Genomic DNA, 16,584 nt, shown 5'->3' with positions numbered 1-16,584 from the left:
GGTCAAATTGTTAAAGAACAATACCGAAGAATGCTGGCTTAAGTTGCCGTGCTCCGTGTCGGTGATGCGGCATTATAGAGACTTAGATCAGCTTAGCAAGGGCTATTTAAAAAAAATCTCAGCCAAACGAACCAACCGAACAAAAACCAACCAAAAGCCACAAATACGCTCAAACAAGAGGCAGTAAATGTGAGATTCTCTTGGTTAACCGCTTCATTATGTATCTAATCCATATAAGAAAGCAGATTGGCAATTTCCAGATACAACAAAGCCCCAACCGAAGTTGAGGCTTTGCTATGGAATATGGTGCCCGAGGGCGGACTTGAACCGCCACTCCCGAAGGAAACGGATTTTGAATCCGTCGTGTCTACCAATTTCACCACTCGGGCAGGTGCTGAGTATTATACGAATATAAGATTGATATACAACAACTTTATCTAACCATTTCTGCTCAGCTCAATCATCATCTCATTTTGCTTTCTGCTGACTGAGCTTTTCCACTTCCTGCTCACGCATTCTGAATTTCTGCAGTTTTCCAGTCACTGTCATAGGAAAACTGTCGACAAAACGAATATAAGCCGGAATTTTGAAATGAGTTAACTGCCCTTGGCAATAAGCACGAAGCTCACTGTCTGTCATTGCTTCTCCGGAATGAAGCTGGATCCAGGCCGCGACCTGTTCACCGTAATACTCATCAGGAACTCCGAACACAGCTACCTGCTGAATTTTGGGGTGAGCAAACAGGAACTCTTCAATTTCACGTGGGTAGATATTTTCCCCGCCACGAATGATCATCTCCTTTATCCGCCCGGTGATCTTCACATACCCATCTGCGTCCATGGTACCCAGATCGCCCGAGTGCAACCAACCGTACTCATCAATTGCATCCCGGGTTCCCAGCTCATTGCCATAATACTCCTGCATTATATGGTAACCGCGAAAGCACACCTCACCGACCACACCTAACGGCACCGTAGCCCCGGTTTTGAGATCAACAATTTTAACTTCCTGGTGCGGCAGGTTTTTTCCGACTGTTTCGGTTCGCCGCTCCAGGCTGTCATCTCGGGAGGTTAAGTGTGTCAACGGTGAGGCCTCTGTTTCCCCATAACCGATCAGGATTTCCCGACAATGCATATCTTTCATCACCCGCATCATCAGCGGCGACGGACAGGGCGCGCCAGCCATAATGCCTGTGCGCAGGGAACTCATGTCGTAGTCGGCAAAGTCAGGGTGTTCCAGCTCGGCAATAAACATGGTCGGCACCCCATGAACTGCGGTGCATTTTTCACTATCAATAGCTTTAAGTACCGCTTTCGGGTCAAAATGTTCCGCCGGGATCACGATGCAAGCACCGACAGAAAAACACAGCAAATTTGCCAGCACCATACCAAAGCAGTGATAAAACGGTACGGGAACACACAGCCTGTCCTGCTCGGTAAAATGCATCGCCTTAGCAGAAAAATAAGCATTATTGAGAATGTTGTGATGGGTCAACACCACGGCTTTCGGGAACCCGGTAGTGCCAGAAGTATATTGAATATTAATAGGCTCGTCACAATCGAGACTGGTCGTCACCGCTTCAAGCGCCTGATCAGATAACGTTTCACCGGCCTTAATTATCTCAGTCCAAAGCGTAAAACCGGGGGCCGGCCTGGCTGTTTTTTCCGGTTCATCCGGATCGTACACCACCACAGCTCGTAAAAAAGGCAACGCCTGATTATTTAGCGGGGAGAGTGGCTCACCGGATTGCAACTCAGGCAACAGTGAGGTAAGCATCGTAATATAATCACTATCACGAAAAGACGGGATCACAAACAGTCCCTGCACTTCAGAACATTGCAGTGCGTATGCTAGCTCCAGCTGACGATAAGCCGGATTGATGTTGACCAACACGACACCAATACGAGCTGTGGCGATTTGCAACAACAGCCACTCCAGGTTATCCGTTGCCCAAACGCCTATCCGCTCTCCTTTCTTAAACCCGAATCCCAGCAACCCTTTCGCCAGTTTTTTTACTTCTTTATCTAATATTCTGTAGGTCAGCCTTCGGTTTTGAGCAATAGCGACCACAGCTTCCTGTTCAGGGTAACGCCTGACGATATCGGCAAAATGCTCAGGAATAGTTTTCCCAAGCAACGGTTCCGTCCCCCCTCGGTGAAAATAGCTTTTTACTGCCCTAGCCATACAAGTTCCCCCACTTTTAACATGAACTCAGAGGAAGTGCGGCGCAGTTGAAAACAACGAATAACGCCGGAAAACCATCGCCTTTTGCAACCGCTCTTTGGCCAACGCTATCGCTGCTTCTCGGGGTGAAATTGATTGTGTTTTTATCCGGTTGAGCACCTCTTCAGTATTTCGCCGAACCTTCTCACCGATAGCATCAAAAGCCGCAGACTGAGTCGCACCGTGATACTCCATTGATGCACAAATAACCCCACCGGCATTGGCGATAAAGTCAGGTAAACACAAGATTCCCTGCTGATGAAGATAAGCTTCGGCTTCTTTGGTGCAGGGAATATTCGCGCCCTGAATCACAGCTCTGGCATTGAGGCGCTGAACATTACCTTCATTAATTACATCCGGACGGGCTGCCGGGATCCAAAGGTCACATTCGAGCTCAATCAGATCATCCGCCGAAATTACTTTTGCATCAGGGTATTCAGTCACTGATTTCCCCTGCGCCTTAAGTTCAATCAGAGCATCAACATCCAAACCATTATCATCGCGAATAGCTCCTCGGGAATCTGCCACACCGACCAAAACAGCCCCTTTATCTATTAAAAAACGACTGGCATGCTTACCGACCGCACCAAAACCCTGCACTACAAACCGGGCCCCTTTGACTGGGAAACCATATTGTTCAGCAACCACATCAACAGCATGGCTCAGCCCCCAGCCAGTTGCTCCTAACTCATCAAGCGGAATGCCTCCCAGCTCGCGAGGCAGACCGACAACTCGCCCGACTTCATCCCGGATCCAGGCCATACACTCTTCATCCATGCCCATGTCAGGGGCAAATATATAACTTTCTTCATTGCGCAGCCCCTGACAGAACGCCCGAACAACTGCCTGCTTTTCCGCTTTCGGCATTTTTGGATCAGCACAAATCACCGCCTTTCCGCCACCGTGAGGCAGTCCGGCAGCCGCATTTTTGAAGGTCATCGCCCGTGCCAGCCGGAAACATTCGTCAATCGTGACATCCGGAGCCATCCGAATTCCTCCGATTGAAGGCCCCATAGCCACATTATCAACAACCAAAACGGCCTTGAGAGAAAGAGAAGGCTCATACAGCTGAATCACCTTAAACGGCCCGAACTCATCTGCATATTTGAAACTTATGTCCATATCCATTCCCGCCAGTGACATTTGCTGTACTTATAAGGTAGCTACAAAAGCATAAAACGGAGGTGCAATATTAGGAATGGCTTGAACAAGGAAAGTATAATGAGGGATTCTGAAAAACTGGGTTTCAGGTACAACAAAGCCCCAACCGAAGTTGAGGCTTTGTCTTTAATCTGGTGCCCGAGGACGGACTTGAACCGTCACTCCCGAAGGAAACGGATTTTGAATCCGTCGTGTATACCAATTTCACCACTCGGGCAGATGCGGCTCATTATACGTATACCGATGAAGGGCGCAAGCCTTTATACGTTAACTCAGCAGTATTTCTGTTTGTTTGGCTTATATTTAGCCAGCAATAGCCGAACAGACGTCTATATTGCTCATAATGCAGTAAAAAATCATCGGTAATAGCGCCGTAGCAGCCGAAAGCTGTTTTTCAGCCACATCCATTTTTGCTGTAATGAATAGTGATGGATCCACACTCGGGAAAATATCCCTTTCCTGCGCCGGATCTCTAACACAGTATCCGTCCCGACATTAATACGTATCACAGGACAAAGTGTCGTCAGCAAAGACAAGGATGCCTGATGATCGATAAAACGTGGCATCCGGGCAATAGAACGGGCAGCCAAAGCCAGAGTGGAAATTTGCGTCAGGGTTAACGTGATCTCATTACCACAGGCTGACAGCTGAACTGACTCCCCATCCACCTCAATATCCATATCACCCGACAACAGCAACTCCATTCTCAGTCTTCCAGATTACGTCCGCGGATGCTGATGCTACCATTGAACTTCCATATTGAGTGCTCCGGCTTATCGCCAGCACCGCTCGGCACACTGACTTCGACATTATTAAAGTCATACGTCAGCTCAGCATGACGTTCAGTCAGCTTGTCATATAGCGCACCAGCCAGATCAGGCCAATTGGTGGTGTTCTTGTTTTCTTCCGCCATGGTTCATCTCCTCATCACAGACAACAAAACAGATTCCTGAACAGATACCGATTCAGGCTTCTGACAATAAAGCATAGCCGCACCGGACTGAATTCTCGGCTTTTATCTGTCTCATTTCCGACAGAGTCGCCATTCACCTTAATTTATGAAGTTGCTACACTGCACCGATGCTGCTCGCTCTATAAATTTTACCAGGTGCTGAAAATGAAGAAGAGAAAACAACAGGACGTTAAACCAGCTAAACAATATCCGGGACTTTTCCGTCGCCTGGGAGCCTGGCTCTATGATTCACTGGTCATTGCTGCGGTTCTAATGCTGGCCGGTGGCGTGGCAATGGCTGTTGCCGCATTAATGCTCTATACCGGACTTCTTGATCTTGGCAACTACCAGGATCTCAGCGCCTATATGACGCAGCATCCGGTTGTAGGTATGCTGTACACTGGCTACCTTGCCCTAGTGATCGTTGGCTTCTTTGCCTATTTTTGGTGTAAAGGAGGCCAGACCCTGGGAATGCGGGCATGGAAACTAAGACTGCAAAACAAAGACGGCTCGAATATCCGCCTGACCCAAGCACTGATCCGCATGGGTTCATCCGCATTCGGACTAGGCAACCTGATTGCGCCGTTCAGTAAAGAAAAACAATCTTTTCAGGATCTGATGGCAGAATGTGAAATGATCGTCCTGCCGAAAGTAAACTGATTCCAAACTAATTGCAGGCCTTGCCCAGATAACAAGTCCAGCCTAAAAATCAGACATAAAAAAGAAGGAGCCCAATGGCTCCTTCTTTTTTTAAAGTATGTTTTACAACTTACGTCTGAGCAGGTAAATCGTGATGAACAGGAATACCAAACTCGGCCCCAGAGCACCAACGATAGGGTGAAGACGATAAACAATGCTCATCGGCCCGAATACTTCGTTTGAAATATAAAAGGCAAAACCGAAAATCACCCCGGACAGCACCCGAGCCCCCATTGTGACCGATCGAAGCGGACCAAATACAAACGACAATGCGAGCAGCATCATTACGGCAATCGACACCGGTTGCAGAGCTTTACGCCAGAATGCGAGCTCATAACGGGACGCATCCTGTTTCGACTCTTTCAGGTAAGTCACGTAATCATAAACACCTGACAGTGCCAGCTCTTCCGGTTTCACCGTTACCACTGCCAGCTTATCGGGCGTCAAAGTTGTCTTCCACGGCAAGGTGCCATATTCAGTATTAGTCTGTTTTACATCAGATATTGCCGTGATAGTCACACCTTCAAGCAACCAGCCATCCTGCTCACTATACTCCGCAGAACTGGCAAACAAGGTATGAGTCAACTTGTCTTGCTCATCAAACTGCCATACATTGACCGCATCAAGATGAGTTTGCTCATGCACCCGACCTATATAGATAAAATCATTACCGTCTTTTGCCCAGACCCCACGCTGAACTGACAGCATATTACCGCCAGATGTCCATAAAGCACGCAGTTCACGCGCAGCTTTCTGGGCTTCCGGCGCGCCCCACTGGCCAAGCACCATCACCACCAGCATCAACGGAACAGCCGTCTTCAGAACGGACAAGCCGATATCCAGCTTGGAAAAGCCAGCCGCCTGCATGACCACCAACTCCGAACTGGAGGCCAGCGTTCCCAGGCCAATCAAAGCCCCAAGCAATACCGCCATCGGGAAAAACATTTCAATATCACGGGGCATACTTAGCAAAACAAATGCCAGCGCCTTCCACAAATCGTATGTCCCTTCGCCGACCTTACGCAGCTGCTCAACATATTTTATGATTGCCGACAACCCGACAAGGGTAGACAACGTCAGCGTTGTAGTCGCAATAATCGTTCGGCCAATGTACAAATCCAGAATCTTAAACATTTAGCCGCGTCTCCGTAATTTCTCTCTTAATTGCCTTACCGGCATAGAATCCCAGGAATTCAAACCAACAGCCACCAGGAACACCATCAGGTTAATCGACCACAAACCAATAGAAGGATGCAAATTGCCATCTTCAATCGCCGATTTGCCTGCACTGATAGACAGGAAATAGGCTAAGTAAATCAAAATCGCCGGAAACAGTTTCGCAAAACGTCCCTGACGCGGATTTACTGCCGATAGCGGCACTACGACCATAGTCAGCAAAGGAATACACAGGAACAATGACACTCGCCACTGGAATTCAGCCTTGGCTGCAGCTTCCGGACGCTTCATCAACTCCAGTGTCGACAGGGCATCCCAGTCGAGGCTCTTCTCACGTACAGCCCGCTGGCCAATCAAGGCCTGATAATCTTCAAACTCGGTAATAGAATAATCCAAGCGGGTCGGGATCCCTTCATAACGGGTACCGCTCTTCAAATCAAGGATCTGGCGACCATCTTCAAGTTCACTAACATAACCACGATCTGACACCATCACACTAGGACGCAGGGCATCCCTAGCTGTCACCTGAGCAACAAACACCTTATGTAAACGGGTACCACTTTCAGTAATGTCATTAACAAATACGACACCTTTACCGTCCGGCGCTGCCTGGAACTGACCTTTAACCAGCAACTCGAGGCCAGAGTCTGCCTCAACTTGTTCCATGACCCGGGTTTCCTGCTCCACACTCCACGGGGCTAACCATAGAGAGTTAAAAGCCGCGAATGAACCTGTGATCACCGCCAGCCACAATGCAGCCTGAATCAAGAACTTATTACCGATACCAGTCGCATTCATCACAGTGATTTCACTTTCAGCGTACAAACGCCCGAAAGTTAACAAAATCCCGATGTATAGACTCAGAGGCAACATCAATAATGCCATTGACGGCAGGTACAGCCCCATCAAGGTCAGGATCAGATCACTTGGGATCGAACCTTCAGTAGCTGAGGCCAGAATACGAATGAACTTCTGGCTGATAAAGACAAGAAAAAGCACAAAAAGTACCGCGAATTGGCTCTTTAATGTCTCACGCGTCAAATACCGAACAATAATCACGCTTTAAATACCCATAGAAAACTTGTTTTTTTGCTGGAATCACTATAATTTTTCGGTTAATCAGTTATTTTTTAATCTTTCGGCTAATTGTTAACCTGCACTTTAAATCCTATACCGAAACAGCGGTCCAGCAAGTAAGTGCGGTATTATCCAACATTTAGCTTTAATTGTCTTTATAGGATGTAGGAGTACGCATGGAGTTCAGTGTAAAAAGTGGTAGCCCCGAGAAACAGCGCAGTGCCTGTATCGTCGTCGGCGTCTTCGAACCACGTCGCCTCTCTCCAATTGCCGAACAACTCGACAAGATTAGCGATGGCTATATCAGTTCCCTACTGCGCCGCGGTGACCTAGAAGGTAAACCGGGCCAGATGCTACTGCTTCACCATGTGCCAAACGTATTATCAGAACGTGTTCTTCTGGTTGGCTGTGGCAAAGAGCGTGAACTGGACGAACGTCAATATAAGCAAATCATCAGGAAGACTATCAGCACCCTGAATGAAACAGGTTCAATGGAAGCCGTCTGCTTCCTAACTGAACTACATGTTAAAGGCCGCGACACTTACTGGAAAGTACGCCAGGCAGTCGAAACGACCAAAGACAGCCTGTATACATTCAATCAGTTCAAGAGCAATAAGCCGGAAACCCGTCGCCCGCTGCGCAAGCTGGTCTTCAATGTACCGACTCGCCGTGAACTGTCTCTGGGTGAGCGCGCGATCACTCATGGTCTGGCTGTCGCATCAGGCGTTAAAGCAGGTAAAGACCTGGGTAATATGCCACCAAACGTTGCTAACCCGGCGTACCTGGCTTCTCAGGCCCGCCGCCTGGCTGACGATTTCGACACTATCACCACCAAGATCATCGGCGAGCAGGAAATGCAGGAACTGGGCATGACCTCTTACCTTGCCGTTGGCCAGGGCTCGAAAAACGAAGCCATGATGTCGGTGATGGAATATAAAGGTAATCCTGATCCGGAAGCCAAGCCAATTGTACTGGTTGGTAAGGGCCTGACATTCGATTCAGGCGGCCTGTCTATCAAGCCATCGGCTAAGATGGATGAGATGAAGTATGACATGTGCGGTGCAGCAACGGTATTCGGTGCAATGAAGGCACTGGCTAAGCTGAACCTGCCTATTAATGTTGTCGGTGTTCTGGCAGGCTGTGAGAATATGCCTGGCGGCGGTGCTTATCGTCCGGGTGATATCCTGACAACCATGTCCGGCCAGACAGTTGAAGTGCTTAACACTGATGCCGAAGGTCGTCTGGTTCTTTGTGATGCTCTGACTTATGTTGAGCGTTTCGAGCCGGAATGTGTTGTTGACGTGGCAACCCTGACCGGTGCCTGCGTAATGGCACTGGGTAACCACATCAGCGGCCTGATTGCTAACCACAATCCGCTGGCACATGAACTCGTCAACGCATCAGAACAAGCCGGTGACCGCGCATGGCGCCTGCCGATGACAGATGAATATCAGGAACAGCTTCACAGCCCGTTTGCTGATATTGCGAACCTGGGTACACCGGGTGCCGGCACAATTACTGCTGGTTGCTTCTTGTCCCGCTTTGCTAAGAAATACAACTGGGCGCACCTGGACATCGCAGGTACAGCCTGGGTCGGCGGCAAGGATAAGAGTGCGACAGGCCGTCCTGTCCCGCTGCTGGTCCAATTTTTGCTGAACCGAGCCGGCCAAGAGAACGTCGAATAAGACGAAACACTAAAGAGGGCCGGATGGCCCTCTTATCATATAGATAGAGACCCCACTGATGACTCATGCTACTTTTTATATTATCGATGAGAAGCATATTGAGGCTGATAATGACTATCTGCTTCATTTTGCCTGTCATCAGGCAGCAATGAGTTACAGGCAAGGCAGCAAAGTATACCTACTGGCTGAGAGCAAAGTTCAGGCAGAACAAATAGATGAATACCTTTGGCAGCAGGAACCCGACAACTTCGTGCCGCACAACCTTATCGGTGAAGGCCCCCGCGGGGGAGCGCCGGTCGAGGTGGGCTGGCCGGGTTTAAGGCACAGCGGCCACCGGGGGGTATTGATAAATTTGAGCCATGAGGCACCAAATTTTGCCGTAACCTTCTCACAAGTGGTAGACTTCGTTCCTTGCGACGAAAAACTCAAGCAGCAGGCACGAGAACGCTACAAGGCCTATCGCCTTGCCGGCATTCAGTTACAAACCGCCGCTGCCCCTGAGACGCCCTAATTCCACATAGATCCTTCTAAGAGCGCTATGGAAAAGACATACAACCCACAATCAATTGAGCAAGCGCTGTATCAGCGCTGGGAAGAGGCTGGTTACTTCAAGCCTCACGGTGACACAACTAAAGATGCTTACAGCATCATGATCCCGCCACCAAACGTCACTGGTAGCCTTCACATGGGCCACGCGTTCCAGGATACCATCATGGATACCCTGATCCGCTGTGAGCGTATGAAAGGCAAAAACACCCTATGGCAAGTCGGTACCGACCACGCAGGTATCGCAACCCAAATGGTTGTGGAGCGCAAGATTGCAGCAGAAGAAGGCAAAACCAAGCACGACTACGGCCGTGATGCCTTCATCGACAAAATCTGGGAATGGAAAGGTGAGTCCGGCGGCACTATCACTAAGCAGCTTCGTCGCCTTGGTGCCTCAGTAGACTGGGATCGTGAGCGCTTCACGATGGACGACGGCCTGTCAAATGCCGTTCAGGAAGTCTTCGTTCGCCTGTATGAAGAAGACCTGATCTACCGTGGCAAACGCCTGGTTAACTGGGATCCGAAACTGCACACTGCAATTTCTGACCTGGAAGTAGAAAACAAAGACAAGAAAGGCCACATGTGGCACTTCCGCTACCCGCTGGCGGACGGTGTTAAAACCGCAGAAGGCAAAGACTACATCGTAGTTGCAACAACCCGTCCTGAAACTATGCTGGGCGATACCGGTGTTGCTGTAAACCCTGAAGATCCACGTTACAAAGATCTGATCGGTAAAGAAATCCTTCTACCTATCGTTGATCGTCGCATCCCAATCGTGGGCGACGAGCACGCAGACATGGAAAAAGGTACAGGTTGTGTGAAGATCACGCCTGCTCACGACTTCAACGACTACGAAGTTGGTAAGCGTCACAGCCTGCCAATGATCAACATCCTGACTTTCAATGCTGACATCCGTGACAGCGCTGAAGTCTTCACCACTAACGGTGAACCAAGCGATGTATACGGCACAGAGCTACCGGCTAAATACCATGGCATGGAGCGTTTCGCTGCACGTAAAGCGATCGTGGCAGAGTTCGAAGAACTTGGCCTTCTTGACGAAATCAAAGATCACGACCTAACCGTACCTTACGGCGACCGTGGTGGCGTTGTTATCGAACCAATGCTGACTGACCAGTGGTATGTACGAGCTGCACCTCTTGCAGAAACCGCAACCAAAGCAGTTGAAGACGGCGAGATCCAATTCGTACCTAAGCAGTACGAGAACATGTACTTCTCTTGGATGCGCGACATCCAGGACTGGTGTATCTCTCGTCAGCTATGGTGGGGTCACCGTATCCCTGCATGGTACGACAACGACGGCAATGTGTACGTAGGTCGCACTGAAGAAGAAGTTCGCGAGAAAAACAACCTGGCACCGGTAGTTGTTCTTCGCCAGGATGACGACGTACTGGATACCTGGTTCTCTTCTGCACTATGGACATTCGGTACTCAAGGCTGGCCTGAGCAGACAGAAGATCTGAAGACATTCCACCCTTCAGATGTACTGGTTACTGGCTTTGACATCATCTTCTTCTGGGTTGCCCGCATGATCATGATGACCATGCACTTCTGTAAAGATGAAAATGGCAAGCCGCAGGTTCCATTCAAAACTGTTTACGTTACGGGTCTTATCCGTGACGAGAACGGCGACAAGATGTCGAAATCTAAAGGTAACGTTATCGATCCAATCGACATGATCGACGGTATCGGCCTTGAAGAATTAGTTGAAAAGCGTTGTGGCAACATGATGCAGCCTCAGCTGGCAGCGAAAATCGAGAAGCAAACTCGTAAAACTTTTGAAAACGGTATCGAAGCTTACGGTACTGACGCCCTGCGTTTCACCCTGGCGGCCATGGCATCTACCGGCCGTGACATCAACTGGGACATGAAGCGCCTGGAAGGTTACCGTAACTTCTGTAACAAGCTATGGAACGCAAGCCGTTACGTGCTGATGAATACAGAAGAAAAAGATTGCGGCATGAACGGCGGTGAGATGGAATTCTCACTGGCTGACAAGTGGATCGAATCTCAGTTCGAGCTGGCGGCGAAAGATTTCAACGCCCATATCGAAAACTTCCGCCTAGATATGGCGGCAGGCACGATTTACGAGTTCATCTGGAACCAGTTCTGTGACTGGTACCTAGAACTAACCAAGCCCGTTCTGTGGAAAGGTACCGAAGCACAGCAACGTGCAACTCGCCATACGCTAATCACCGTGCTTGAGAAGACGCTACGTCTGGCTCACCCAGTTCTACCTTACATCACAGAATCTATCTGGCAGAGCGTGAAACCTCTGGTAGATGGTGTTGAAGGTGAAACTATCATGACTCAGGCTCTGCCTCAGTTTAACGAAGCTAACTTCGATGAAGCCGTCGTTGCTGACATTGAGTGGGTGAAGGCATTCATCACCAGCATCCGTAACCTGCGTGCCGAGTACGACATCGCACCAAGCAAGCCACTTGACGTGATGCTGAAAGCCGCTGACGCAACAGATGCAGCCCGCATTGAAGCTAACCTAACTGTACTGACATCTCTGGCGAAACTGGAAGGTATTAAAGTACTGGCTGACGGCGAAGAGACACCAGCATGTGCAACGGCACTGGTTGGCAAGTCTGAGCTGATGATCCCAATGGCCGGTCTTATCGACAAAGACGCAGAGCTTGCTCGCCTTGCAGGTGAAGTGAAGAAAACCCAAGGTGAAATCAAGCGTATCGAAGGCAAACTAGGTAACGAAGGTTTTGTTGCGAAAGCACCTGAAGCCGTTGTTGCTAAAGAGCGTGAGAAGCTTGAAGGCTACAAAGAAACTCTGGCTAAGCTGGAAGAGCAGAAAGCAACAATCGCTGCACTGTAACTCGGCCTGAGTCTTAAGTCATAAGAAGCCACCGTGAAAACGGTGGCTTTTTTTATTTCTCTGTCCCGTCCTGAGGCGGTTAATACCCACGCTTGACATGGTTGCGATACGCAATTAAATTTAGTTGCAAACCACAACAAAATAAACTCAGCAAACAGGATCTCGCACTATGGATGCAACAACACTTCGTCACCTATCCCGTCAGCTTGTCAGGCAACTCGGTATGCTGGATAACCAATGTGGCTGCATGGAGCTCACTCCGGTGCAAGCCCACACGTTAATTGAGCTGGAAGATACGCCGGTTACGGTTAATGAAATGGCTCTACGTCTCCGTGTTGATAAATCCAATGCCAGCCGCCATTTAGCCGTTCTACTCAATCAGGGACTGGTTGCTTCGACACCTAATCCGGAAGACAAACGCAGCCAGCTCTTTCAGCTCACACAAAACGGCAAAGACAAACTGGAAGCCCTACACCAACAACTCAATAACCAGGTCGATACCTTTCTGGAGCAGATGGATCTGGATGAAATCGTTCAACTGGAACAGAGTATCAAGCGTTACACCAAGGCGATCCGGGCAGCTTCTAATCAGCAGGGCTATACTATCCGCCCGTTAACTCCGCTTGATAATGCCTCAGTTGCTGCTGTGGTACGCCGTGTTTCTGGAGAGTACGGCCTGACCGCTGATAAAGGTTATGGCGTCGCGGATCCGACGCTAGATAGTATGAGTGAGGTGTATCAGGGTGACGGCAGCAGTTATTGGGTAGTCGAGCACAACAATCGGATCCTGGGCGGCGGCGGAATTGCACCACTGGCAGGGGAAGACAGCATTTGTGAGTTACAGAAAATGTATTTCCTGCCGGAGCTTCGGGGTCACGGTCTGGCAAGAAAACTGGCAGTGAAAGCCCTGACTTTTGCCCGCGAGCAAGGCTATAAGGGCTGCTACCTCGAAACCACAGCCAACCTGACCGAAGCCATTGCGCTTTATGAATCACTTGGATTTGTCAGGATTTCCAACGCGATGGGCAATACCGGCCATGATGCCTGTGAAGTCAGAATGCTGAAAACCTTCTGAAATTAACTCATCAGGTATAAAAGATACCTGCGGACATAAAAAAAGCTGGCCAACGGCCAGCTTTCAATTTTTTAAGACGCAGCATTAAAAGCTCAAGCTTATTCTTCGTCTTCGAACTCGTCTTCTTCGTCTTCACCAGATTCGAAGTAAGTGCCCCAACCGTCGTAATCGATATTGTGTTTTTCAGCCAGCTGAATCAGCTTATCAGCCTGCTCGTCGATAAGATCAGCATTCAGTGCAGACTCCATCACAGCATCAAAACAAACGATTTTGCCACCACCGTCTTCCGGTGCCAGTTCCAGCTCTTCAGCTTCCTGTACTTCAAAGCCCATTTTAAACGCTTCAACTGCAGCGCCTTCCAGTTCTTCAAAAGTATCAGCCGAGAAGTGGTGTTCGATGGTATAAAGCGCATCCGGATCGCTGCCGTCTTCCAGCAAAGCCGCAATAATTTCGCGGGTCTCTTCCTTCTGCTCTTCAATCAGTTCTGCATAGGACATGGGGTAACTCCACCTGTGGAATAAATTTTCCCGCAAATATCGCACGGATCGGGCCTAATTACCATGCTCCGATTTAAAATTGACCCAAATCAAAATATGCGTCGATTTTATTCGTCAGAGCCCAGCGCATAAAACTGAATAATATTCCCAAATATGCGTCTCGCCTGAATGAAACCGTTTGCGACTTTTGGCTGAAAAAGCGCATAACAAAACAGAGATGACCAACCAACAATTTGCTTTTGCACCGATATCTAAGGCGTTGGGGCATCTGGCTTGCCGTAACTATGCATAAAGCCAGTAAGCATGGTTTATCGACAAAAGCATATTCATCCATTAATTTGTGAAAAATACCCTCGATGCTCAATTGAATGAATGTTTTGCTGCATAATTGACCAACAAAAGTGTGAACGAAACCAAAGTCAAACCGTCCCCTTCAGCATAAAATTCACCTGCAAAACAAAAACAGACTCGCGGCAAAGACTGCAGAGCTTTTATATTTTTACGAGAGATACGATCATGAGTAAGTTCCATTCCGGCAAAGAGCCTGGTCGCCGAAGGCGCACCCTGGCACGCCGCCCCAGAGGAGCACTCATTTACCAGACCTGTACCAACGGTGACACCAGTCAAAGCGATGTATTGACCGTGTATCACCGCCACAGGCCGGGTAATAACGAGTGCTTAAGCCGAGCACCAGACCCACACACTCTTTAGCGACTATGTCTTGCCTGAGCACATCTCAGGGCATGGACAAGCCAAAGCGTACTTAGCAACAGTTATCGCTGATTACTAACGCAAATATCGCTGAATTTCATTTCACTGAACGCATTGTTCAGGGAGCACCGTCATGCCAAATAAAAGTATTTGGCTCACAGTAATAAGCCCTTTGAACTGACAACAGTCATAGAGGCAAGGAGACAACAATGACGACGCAAACAGCTAACAAAGAAGAAAAAGGCGGCTTCTTTGCCAATTTTAAATTCCCTTCCGCTTACACCATTCTGTTCGGACTGATTGCCGTTGTGGCAATGCTGACCTGGATTGTTCCGGCCGGTCAGTACGAACGTGTTATGAACGAAGACCTAGGTAAAGAGGTACCGGTAACAGGTACTTACCATGCTGTAGAAAGCAACCCACAGGGCGTGGTTGATGTTCTTCTGGCGCCAATTGACGGCTTCTATGATCACAACTCTTATGAAGCGGCGGCAATTGACGTTTCACTATTCATTCTGGTGATCGGTGGCTTCCTTGGCCTGGTAACTAAAACCGGTGCAATTGATGCAGGTATCGAAAGGGTAACTGCTCGCCTGCAAGGCAAAGAAGAGTTGATGATCCCAATTCTGATGGCTCTGTTTGCTGCTGGCGGTACTATCTACGGTATGGCTGAAGAATCACTGCCATTCTATACCCTGCTGGTTCCAGTAATGATGGCTGCACGCTTCGACCCGGTTGTAGCAGCAGCAACAGTACTGCTGGGTGCTGGTATCGGTACTCTGGGTTCAACTATCAACCCGTTTGCAACTGTAATCGCGGCTAACGCTGCTGGTATCCCGTTCACTGACGGTATCATGCTTCGTGTTGCTATGCTGGTTATCGGCTGGGTTATCTGTGTTGGCTACGTAATGCGCTATGCAAAAATGGTTCGTGCCGACAAGAGCAAGTCTATCGTTTTTGACAAGTACGAAGAAAACAAAGCGCACTTCCTGGGCAACCAGAGTGGCGAACTACTGGAGTTCACAACAACTCGTAAAGTTATCCTGGCTATCTTCGCAGCATCATTCGGTATCATGATTTACGGTGTATCTGTAGCAGGTTGGTGGATGGCTGAAATTTCAGCAATGTTCCTGGCTTCTACTATCATCATCGGCCTGATTGCCCGCATGAGCGAAGAAGAGTTCACTTCAAGCTTCATCGACGGCGCTCGTGACCTTCTGGGTGTTGCACTAATCATCGGTATCGCGCGTGGTATCGTAGTAGTGATGGACCGCGGTATGATCACCGACACCATCCTGAACTCTGCAGAACACGCTGTAACTGGCCTGTCTTCAGTAGTGTTCATCAACGTAATGTACTGGCTTGAAATCCTGCTGTCATTCTTGGTGCCTTCATCTTCTGGTCTGGCTGTACTGACTATGCCAATCATGGCACCACTGGCTGACTTTGCTGGCGTAGGTCGAGACCTAGTTGTAACTGCTTACCAGTCTGCTTCAGGTATCGTGAACCTGATGACTCCAACCTCAGCGGTTGTTATGGGTGGTCTGGCAATTGCCCGTGTACCTTATGTTCGCTGGGTGAAGTGGGTTGCTCCTCTGCTGGGTATCCTGACTGTACTAATCATGGCTATGCTAAGTGTTGGTGCAATGCTGTAATTGCCCACCACATACCTACCTTGAAAAACCGCCTTCGGGCGGTTTTTTCTTATTCGCTGCAACTAACCCCGATCAAGTGCGAAAAACCAGTCAAATACCAATATCCCATTCACCTGCCATCATGAATATTTCCAAAGCCAATCATCGTACCTAAGCCTGTTCTGCTCTTTTGAGCGATTCAAAGACAAAAGCAGATAAACATAATAGTGTTAAAACTACTGCCCCAAGCGGGCTACCACACAGCATGCAAACAATGATTCGCGACTTAAGTACTTT

At 48.9% G+C, this 16,584-nt stretch carries 15 protein-coding genes and 2 tRNA genes; 8 read left to right on the top strand and 9 right to left on the bottom strand.

The features are described 5' to 3' along the window. Positions 1–187 (top strand): hypothetical protein (locus C942_RS25520; RefSeq protein ID WP_232428184.1); only part of this gene is annotated, 187 nt, incomplete at its 5' end. Positions 188–304: 117 nt separating this feature from the next. Here C942_RS25520 and C942_RS16440 read toward each other — a convergent pair. The 6 genes from C942_RS16440 to C942_RS16415 all read right to left on the bottom strand — a co-directional run bounded on the left by C942_RS16440 (position 305) and on the right by C942_RS16415 (position 4,297). Further along, a tRNA-Leu gene (locus tag C942_RS16440) sits at positions 305–389 on the bottom strand. A gap of 79 nt (positions 390–468) precedes the next feature. Then, the gene (locus C942_RS16435) at positions 469–2,184 is read right to left on the bottom strand and encodes an AMP-binding protein (protein WP_007467730.1); all 1,716 of its coding nucleotides are present in this window, start codon (positions 2,182–2,184) and stop codon (positions 469–471) included. Between the two features lie 27 nt (positions 2,185–2,211). Beyond that, positions 2,212–3,345 (bottom strand): Glu/Leu/Phe/Val family dehydrogenase, encoded by a 1,134-nt coding sequence (locus tag C942_RS16430; RefSeq protein ID WP_036800621.1) that lies wholly within the window; start codon positions 3,343–3,345, stop codon positions 2,212–2,214. Between the two features lie 171 nt (positions 3,346–3,516). Continuing rightward, a tRNA-Leu gene (locus tag C942_RS16425) sits at positions 3,517–3,601 on the bottom strand. Positions 3,602–3,740: 139 nt separating this feature from the next. Further along, positions 3,741–4,088 (bottom strand): hypothetical protein, encoded by a 348-nt coding sequence (locus tag C942_RS16420; RefSeq protein ID WP_007467726.1) that lies wholly within the window; start codon positions 4,086–4,088, stop codon positions 3,741–3,743. Positions 4,089–4,090: 2 nt separating this feature from the next. Further along, positions 4,091–4,297 carry a hypothetical protein gene (locus C942_RS16415; RefSeq protein WP_007467724.1) on the bottom strand — a complete coding sequence of 69 codons (207 nt, stop codon included), beginning with the start codon at positions 4,295–4,297 and terminating at the stop codon, positions 4,091–4,093. A 204-nt stretch (positions 4,298–4,501) separates the two neighbouring features. On the opposite strand from C942_RS16415, the gene C942_RS16410 reads away from it, so the two are divergent. Then, on the top strand, positions 4,502–4,996 hold the full coding sequence (locus C942_RS16410) for an RDD family protein (RefSeq protein ID WP_007467722.1): 495 nt from the start codon (positions 4,502–4,504) through the stop codon (positions 4,994–4,996). 102 nt (positions 4,997–5,098) lie between these two features. On the opposite strand, the gene lptG is transcribed toward C942_RS16410, so the two are convergent. Further along, on the bottom strand, positions 5,099–6,169 hold the full coding sequence (lptG, locus tag C942_RS16405; RefSeq protein WP_007467721.1) for an LPS export ABC transporter permease LptG: 1,071 nt from the start codon (positions 6,167–6,169) through the stop codon (positions 5,099–5,101). Next, complete coding sequence (lptF, locus tag C942_RS16400; protein WP_036800606.1) at positions 6,170–7,270, bottom strand: LPS export ABC transporter permease LptF; 1,101 nt, start codon at positions 7,268–7,270, stop codon at positions 6,170–6,172. A gap of 194 nt (positions 7,271–7,464) precedes the next feature. Here lptF and pepA point away from each other — a divergent pair, with 194 nt between their 5' ends. From pepA to C942_RS24720, 4 genes are all read left to right on the top strand, one after another. Further along, positions 7,465–8,973, top strand: coding sequence for a leucyl aminopeptidase (pepA, locus tag C942_RS16395; RefSeq protein WP_007467717.1), 1,509 nt, complete (start codon positions 7,465–7,467; stop codon positions 8,971–8,973). Positions 8,974–9,031: 58 nt separating this feature from the next. Next, the gene (locus tag C942_RS16390; RefSeq protein WP_007467714.1) at positions 9,032–9,484 is read left to right on the top strand and encodes a DNA polymerase III subunit chi; all 453 of its coding nucleotides are present in this window, start codon (positions 9,032–9,034) and stop codon (positions 9,482–9,484) included. A gap of 27 nt (positions 9,485–9,511) precedes the next feature. Then, the gene (locus C942_RS16385) at positions 9,512–12,370 is read left to right on the top strand and encodes a valine--tRNA ligase (protein ID WP_007467712.1); all 2,859 of its coding nucleotides are present in this window, start codon (positions 9,512–9,514) and stop codon (positions 12,368–12,370) included. Positions 12,371–12,539: 169 nt separating this feature from the next. Then, entirely contained in the window at positions 12,540–13,445 is a 906-nt protein-coding gene (locus C942_RS24720; protein ID WP_007467710.1) for a bifunctional helix-turn-helix transcriptional regulator/GNAT family N-acetyltransferase, read from the top strand. Positions 13,446–13,543: 98 nt separating this feature from the next. Here C942_RS24720 and rraB read toward each other — a convergent pair whose 3' ends face one another. Further along, on the bottom strand, positions 13,544–13,942 hold the full coding sequence (gene rraB, locus C942_RS16375) for a ribonuclease E inhibitor RraB (RefSeq protein WP_007467709.1): 399 nt from the start codon (positions 13,940–13,942) through the stop codon (positions 13,544–13,546). Between the two features lie 516 nt (positions 13,943–14,458). Between rraB and C942_RS25140 the strand changes: the two genes are divergently transcribed. Further along, a complete protein-coding gene (locus C942_RS25140) occupies positions 14,459–14,653 on the top strand; it encodes a hypothetical protein (RefSeq protein ID WP_157372639.1) in 195 nt (64 codons plus the stop codon). Between the two features lie 209 nt (positions 14,654–14,862). Next, positions 14,863–16,308 (top strand): YfcC family protein, encoded by a 1,446-nt coding sequence (locus C942_RS16365; protein WP_007467705.1) that lies wholly within the window; start codon positions 14,863–14,865, stop codon positions 16,306–16,308. The last annotated feature ends 276 nt before the right edge of the window (positions 16,309–16,584 follow it).

This window comes from Photobacterium marinum, assembly GCF_000331515.1.
Lineage (GTDB): Bacteria > Pseudomonadota > Gammaproteobacteria > Enterobacterales > Vibrionaceae > Photobacterium > Photobacterium marinum.
The sequence above is the reverse complement of the archived record's forward strand: the minus strand, read 5'-3'. Positions and strand labels throughout refer to the sequence as shown.

Bases quoted from the DNA above. Each gene is read 5' to 3' on its own strand.
- C942_RS16435 (WP_007467730.1), bottom strand. From the start codon at position 2,184: ATGGCTAGGGCAGTAAAAAGCTATTTTCACCGAGGGGGGACGGAACCG.
- C942_RS16430 (WP_036800621.1), bottom strand. From the start codon at position 3,345: ATGGACATAAGTTTCAAATATGCAGATGAGTTCGGGCCGTTTAAGGTG.
- C942_RS16420 (WP_007467726.1), bottom strand. From the start codon at position 4,088: ATGGAGTTGCTGTTGTCGGGTGATATGGATATTGAGGTGGATGGGGAG.
- C942_RS16415 (WP_007467724.1), bottom strand. From the start codon at position 4,297: ATGGCGGAAGAAAACAAGAACACCACCAATTGGCCTGATCTGGCTGGT.
- C942_RS16410 (WP_007467722.1), top strand. From the start codon at position 4,502: ATGAAGAAGAGAAAACAACAGGACGTTAAACCAGCTAAACAATATCCG.
- lptG (WP_007467721.1), bottom strand. From the start codon at position 6,169: ATGTTTAAGATTCTGGATTTGTACATTGGCCGAACGATTATTGCGACT.
- pepA (WP_007467717.1), top strand. From the start codon at position 7,465: ATGGAGTTCAGTGTAAAAAGTGGTAGCCCCGAGAAACAGCGCAGTGCC.
- C942_RS16390 (WP_007467714.1), top strand. From the start codon at position 9,032: ATGACTCATGCTACTTTTTATATTATCGATGAGAAGCATATTGAGGCT.
- C942_RS16385 (WP_007467712.1), top strand. From the start codon at position 9,512: ATGGAAAAGACATACAACCCACAATCAATTGAGCAAGCGCTGTATCAG.
- C942_RS24720 (WP_007467710.1), top strand. From the start codon at position 12,540: ATGGATGCAACAACACTTCGTCACCTATCCCGTCAGCTTGTCAGGCAA.
- rraB (WP_007467709.1), bottom strand. From the start codon at position 13,942: ATGTCCTATGCAGAACTGATTGAAGAGCAGAAGGAAGAGACCCGCGAA.
- C942_RS25140 (WP_157372639.1), top strand. From the start codon at position 14,459: ATGAGTAAGTTCCATTCCGGCAAAGAGCCTGGTCGCCGAAGGCGCACC.
- C942_RS16365 (WP_007467705.1), top strand. From the start codon at position 14,863: ATGACGACGCAAACAGCTAACAAAGAAGAAAAAGGCGGCTTCTTTGCC.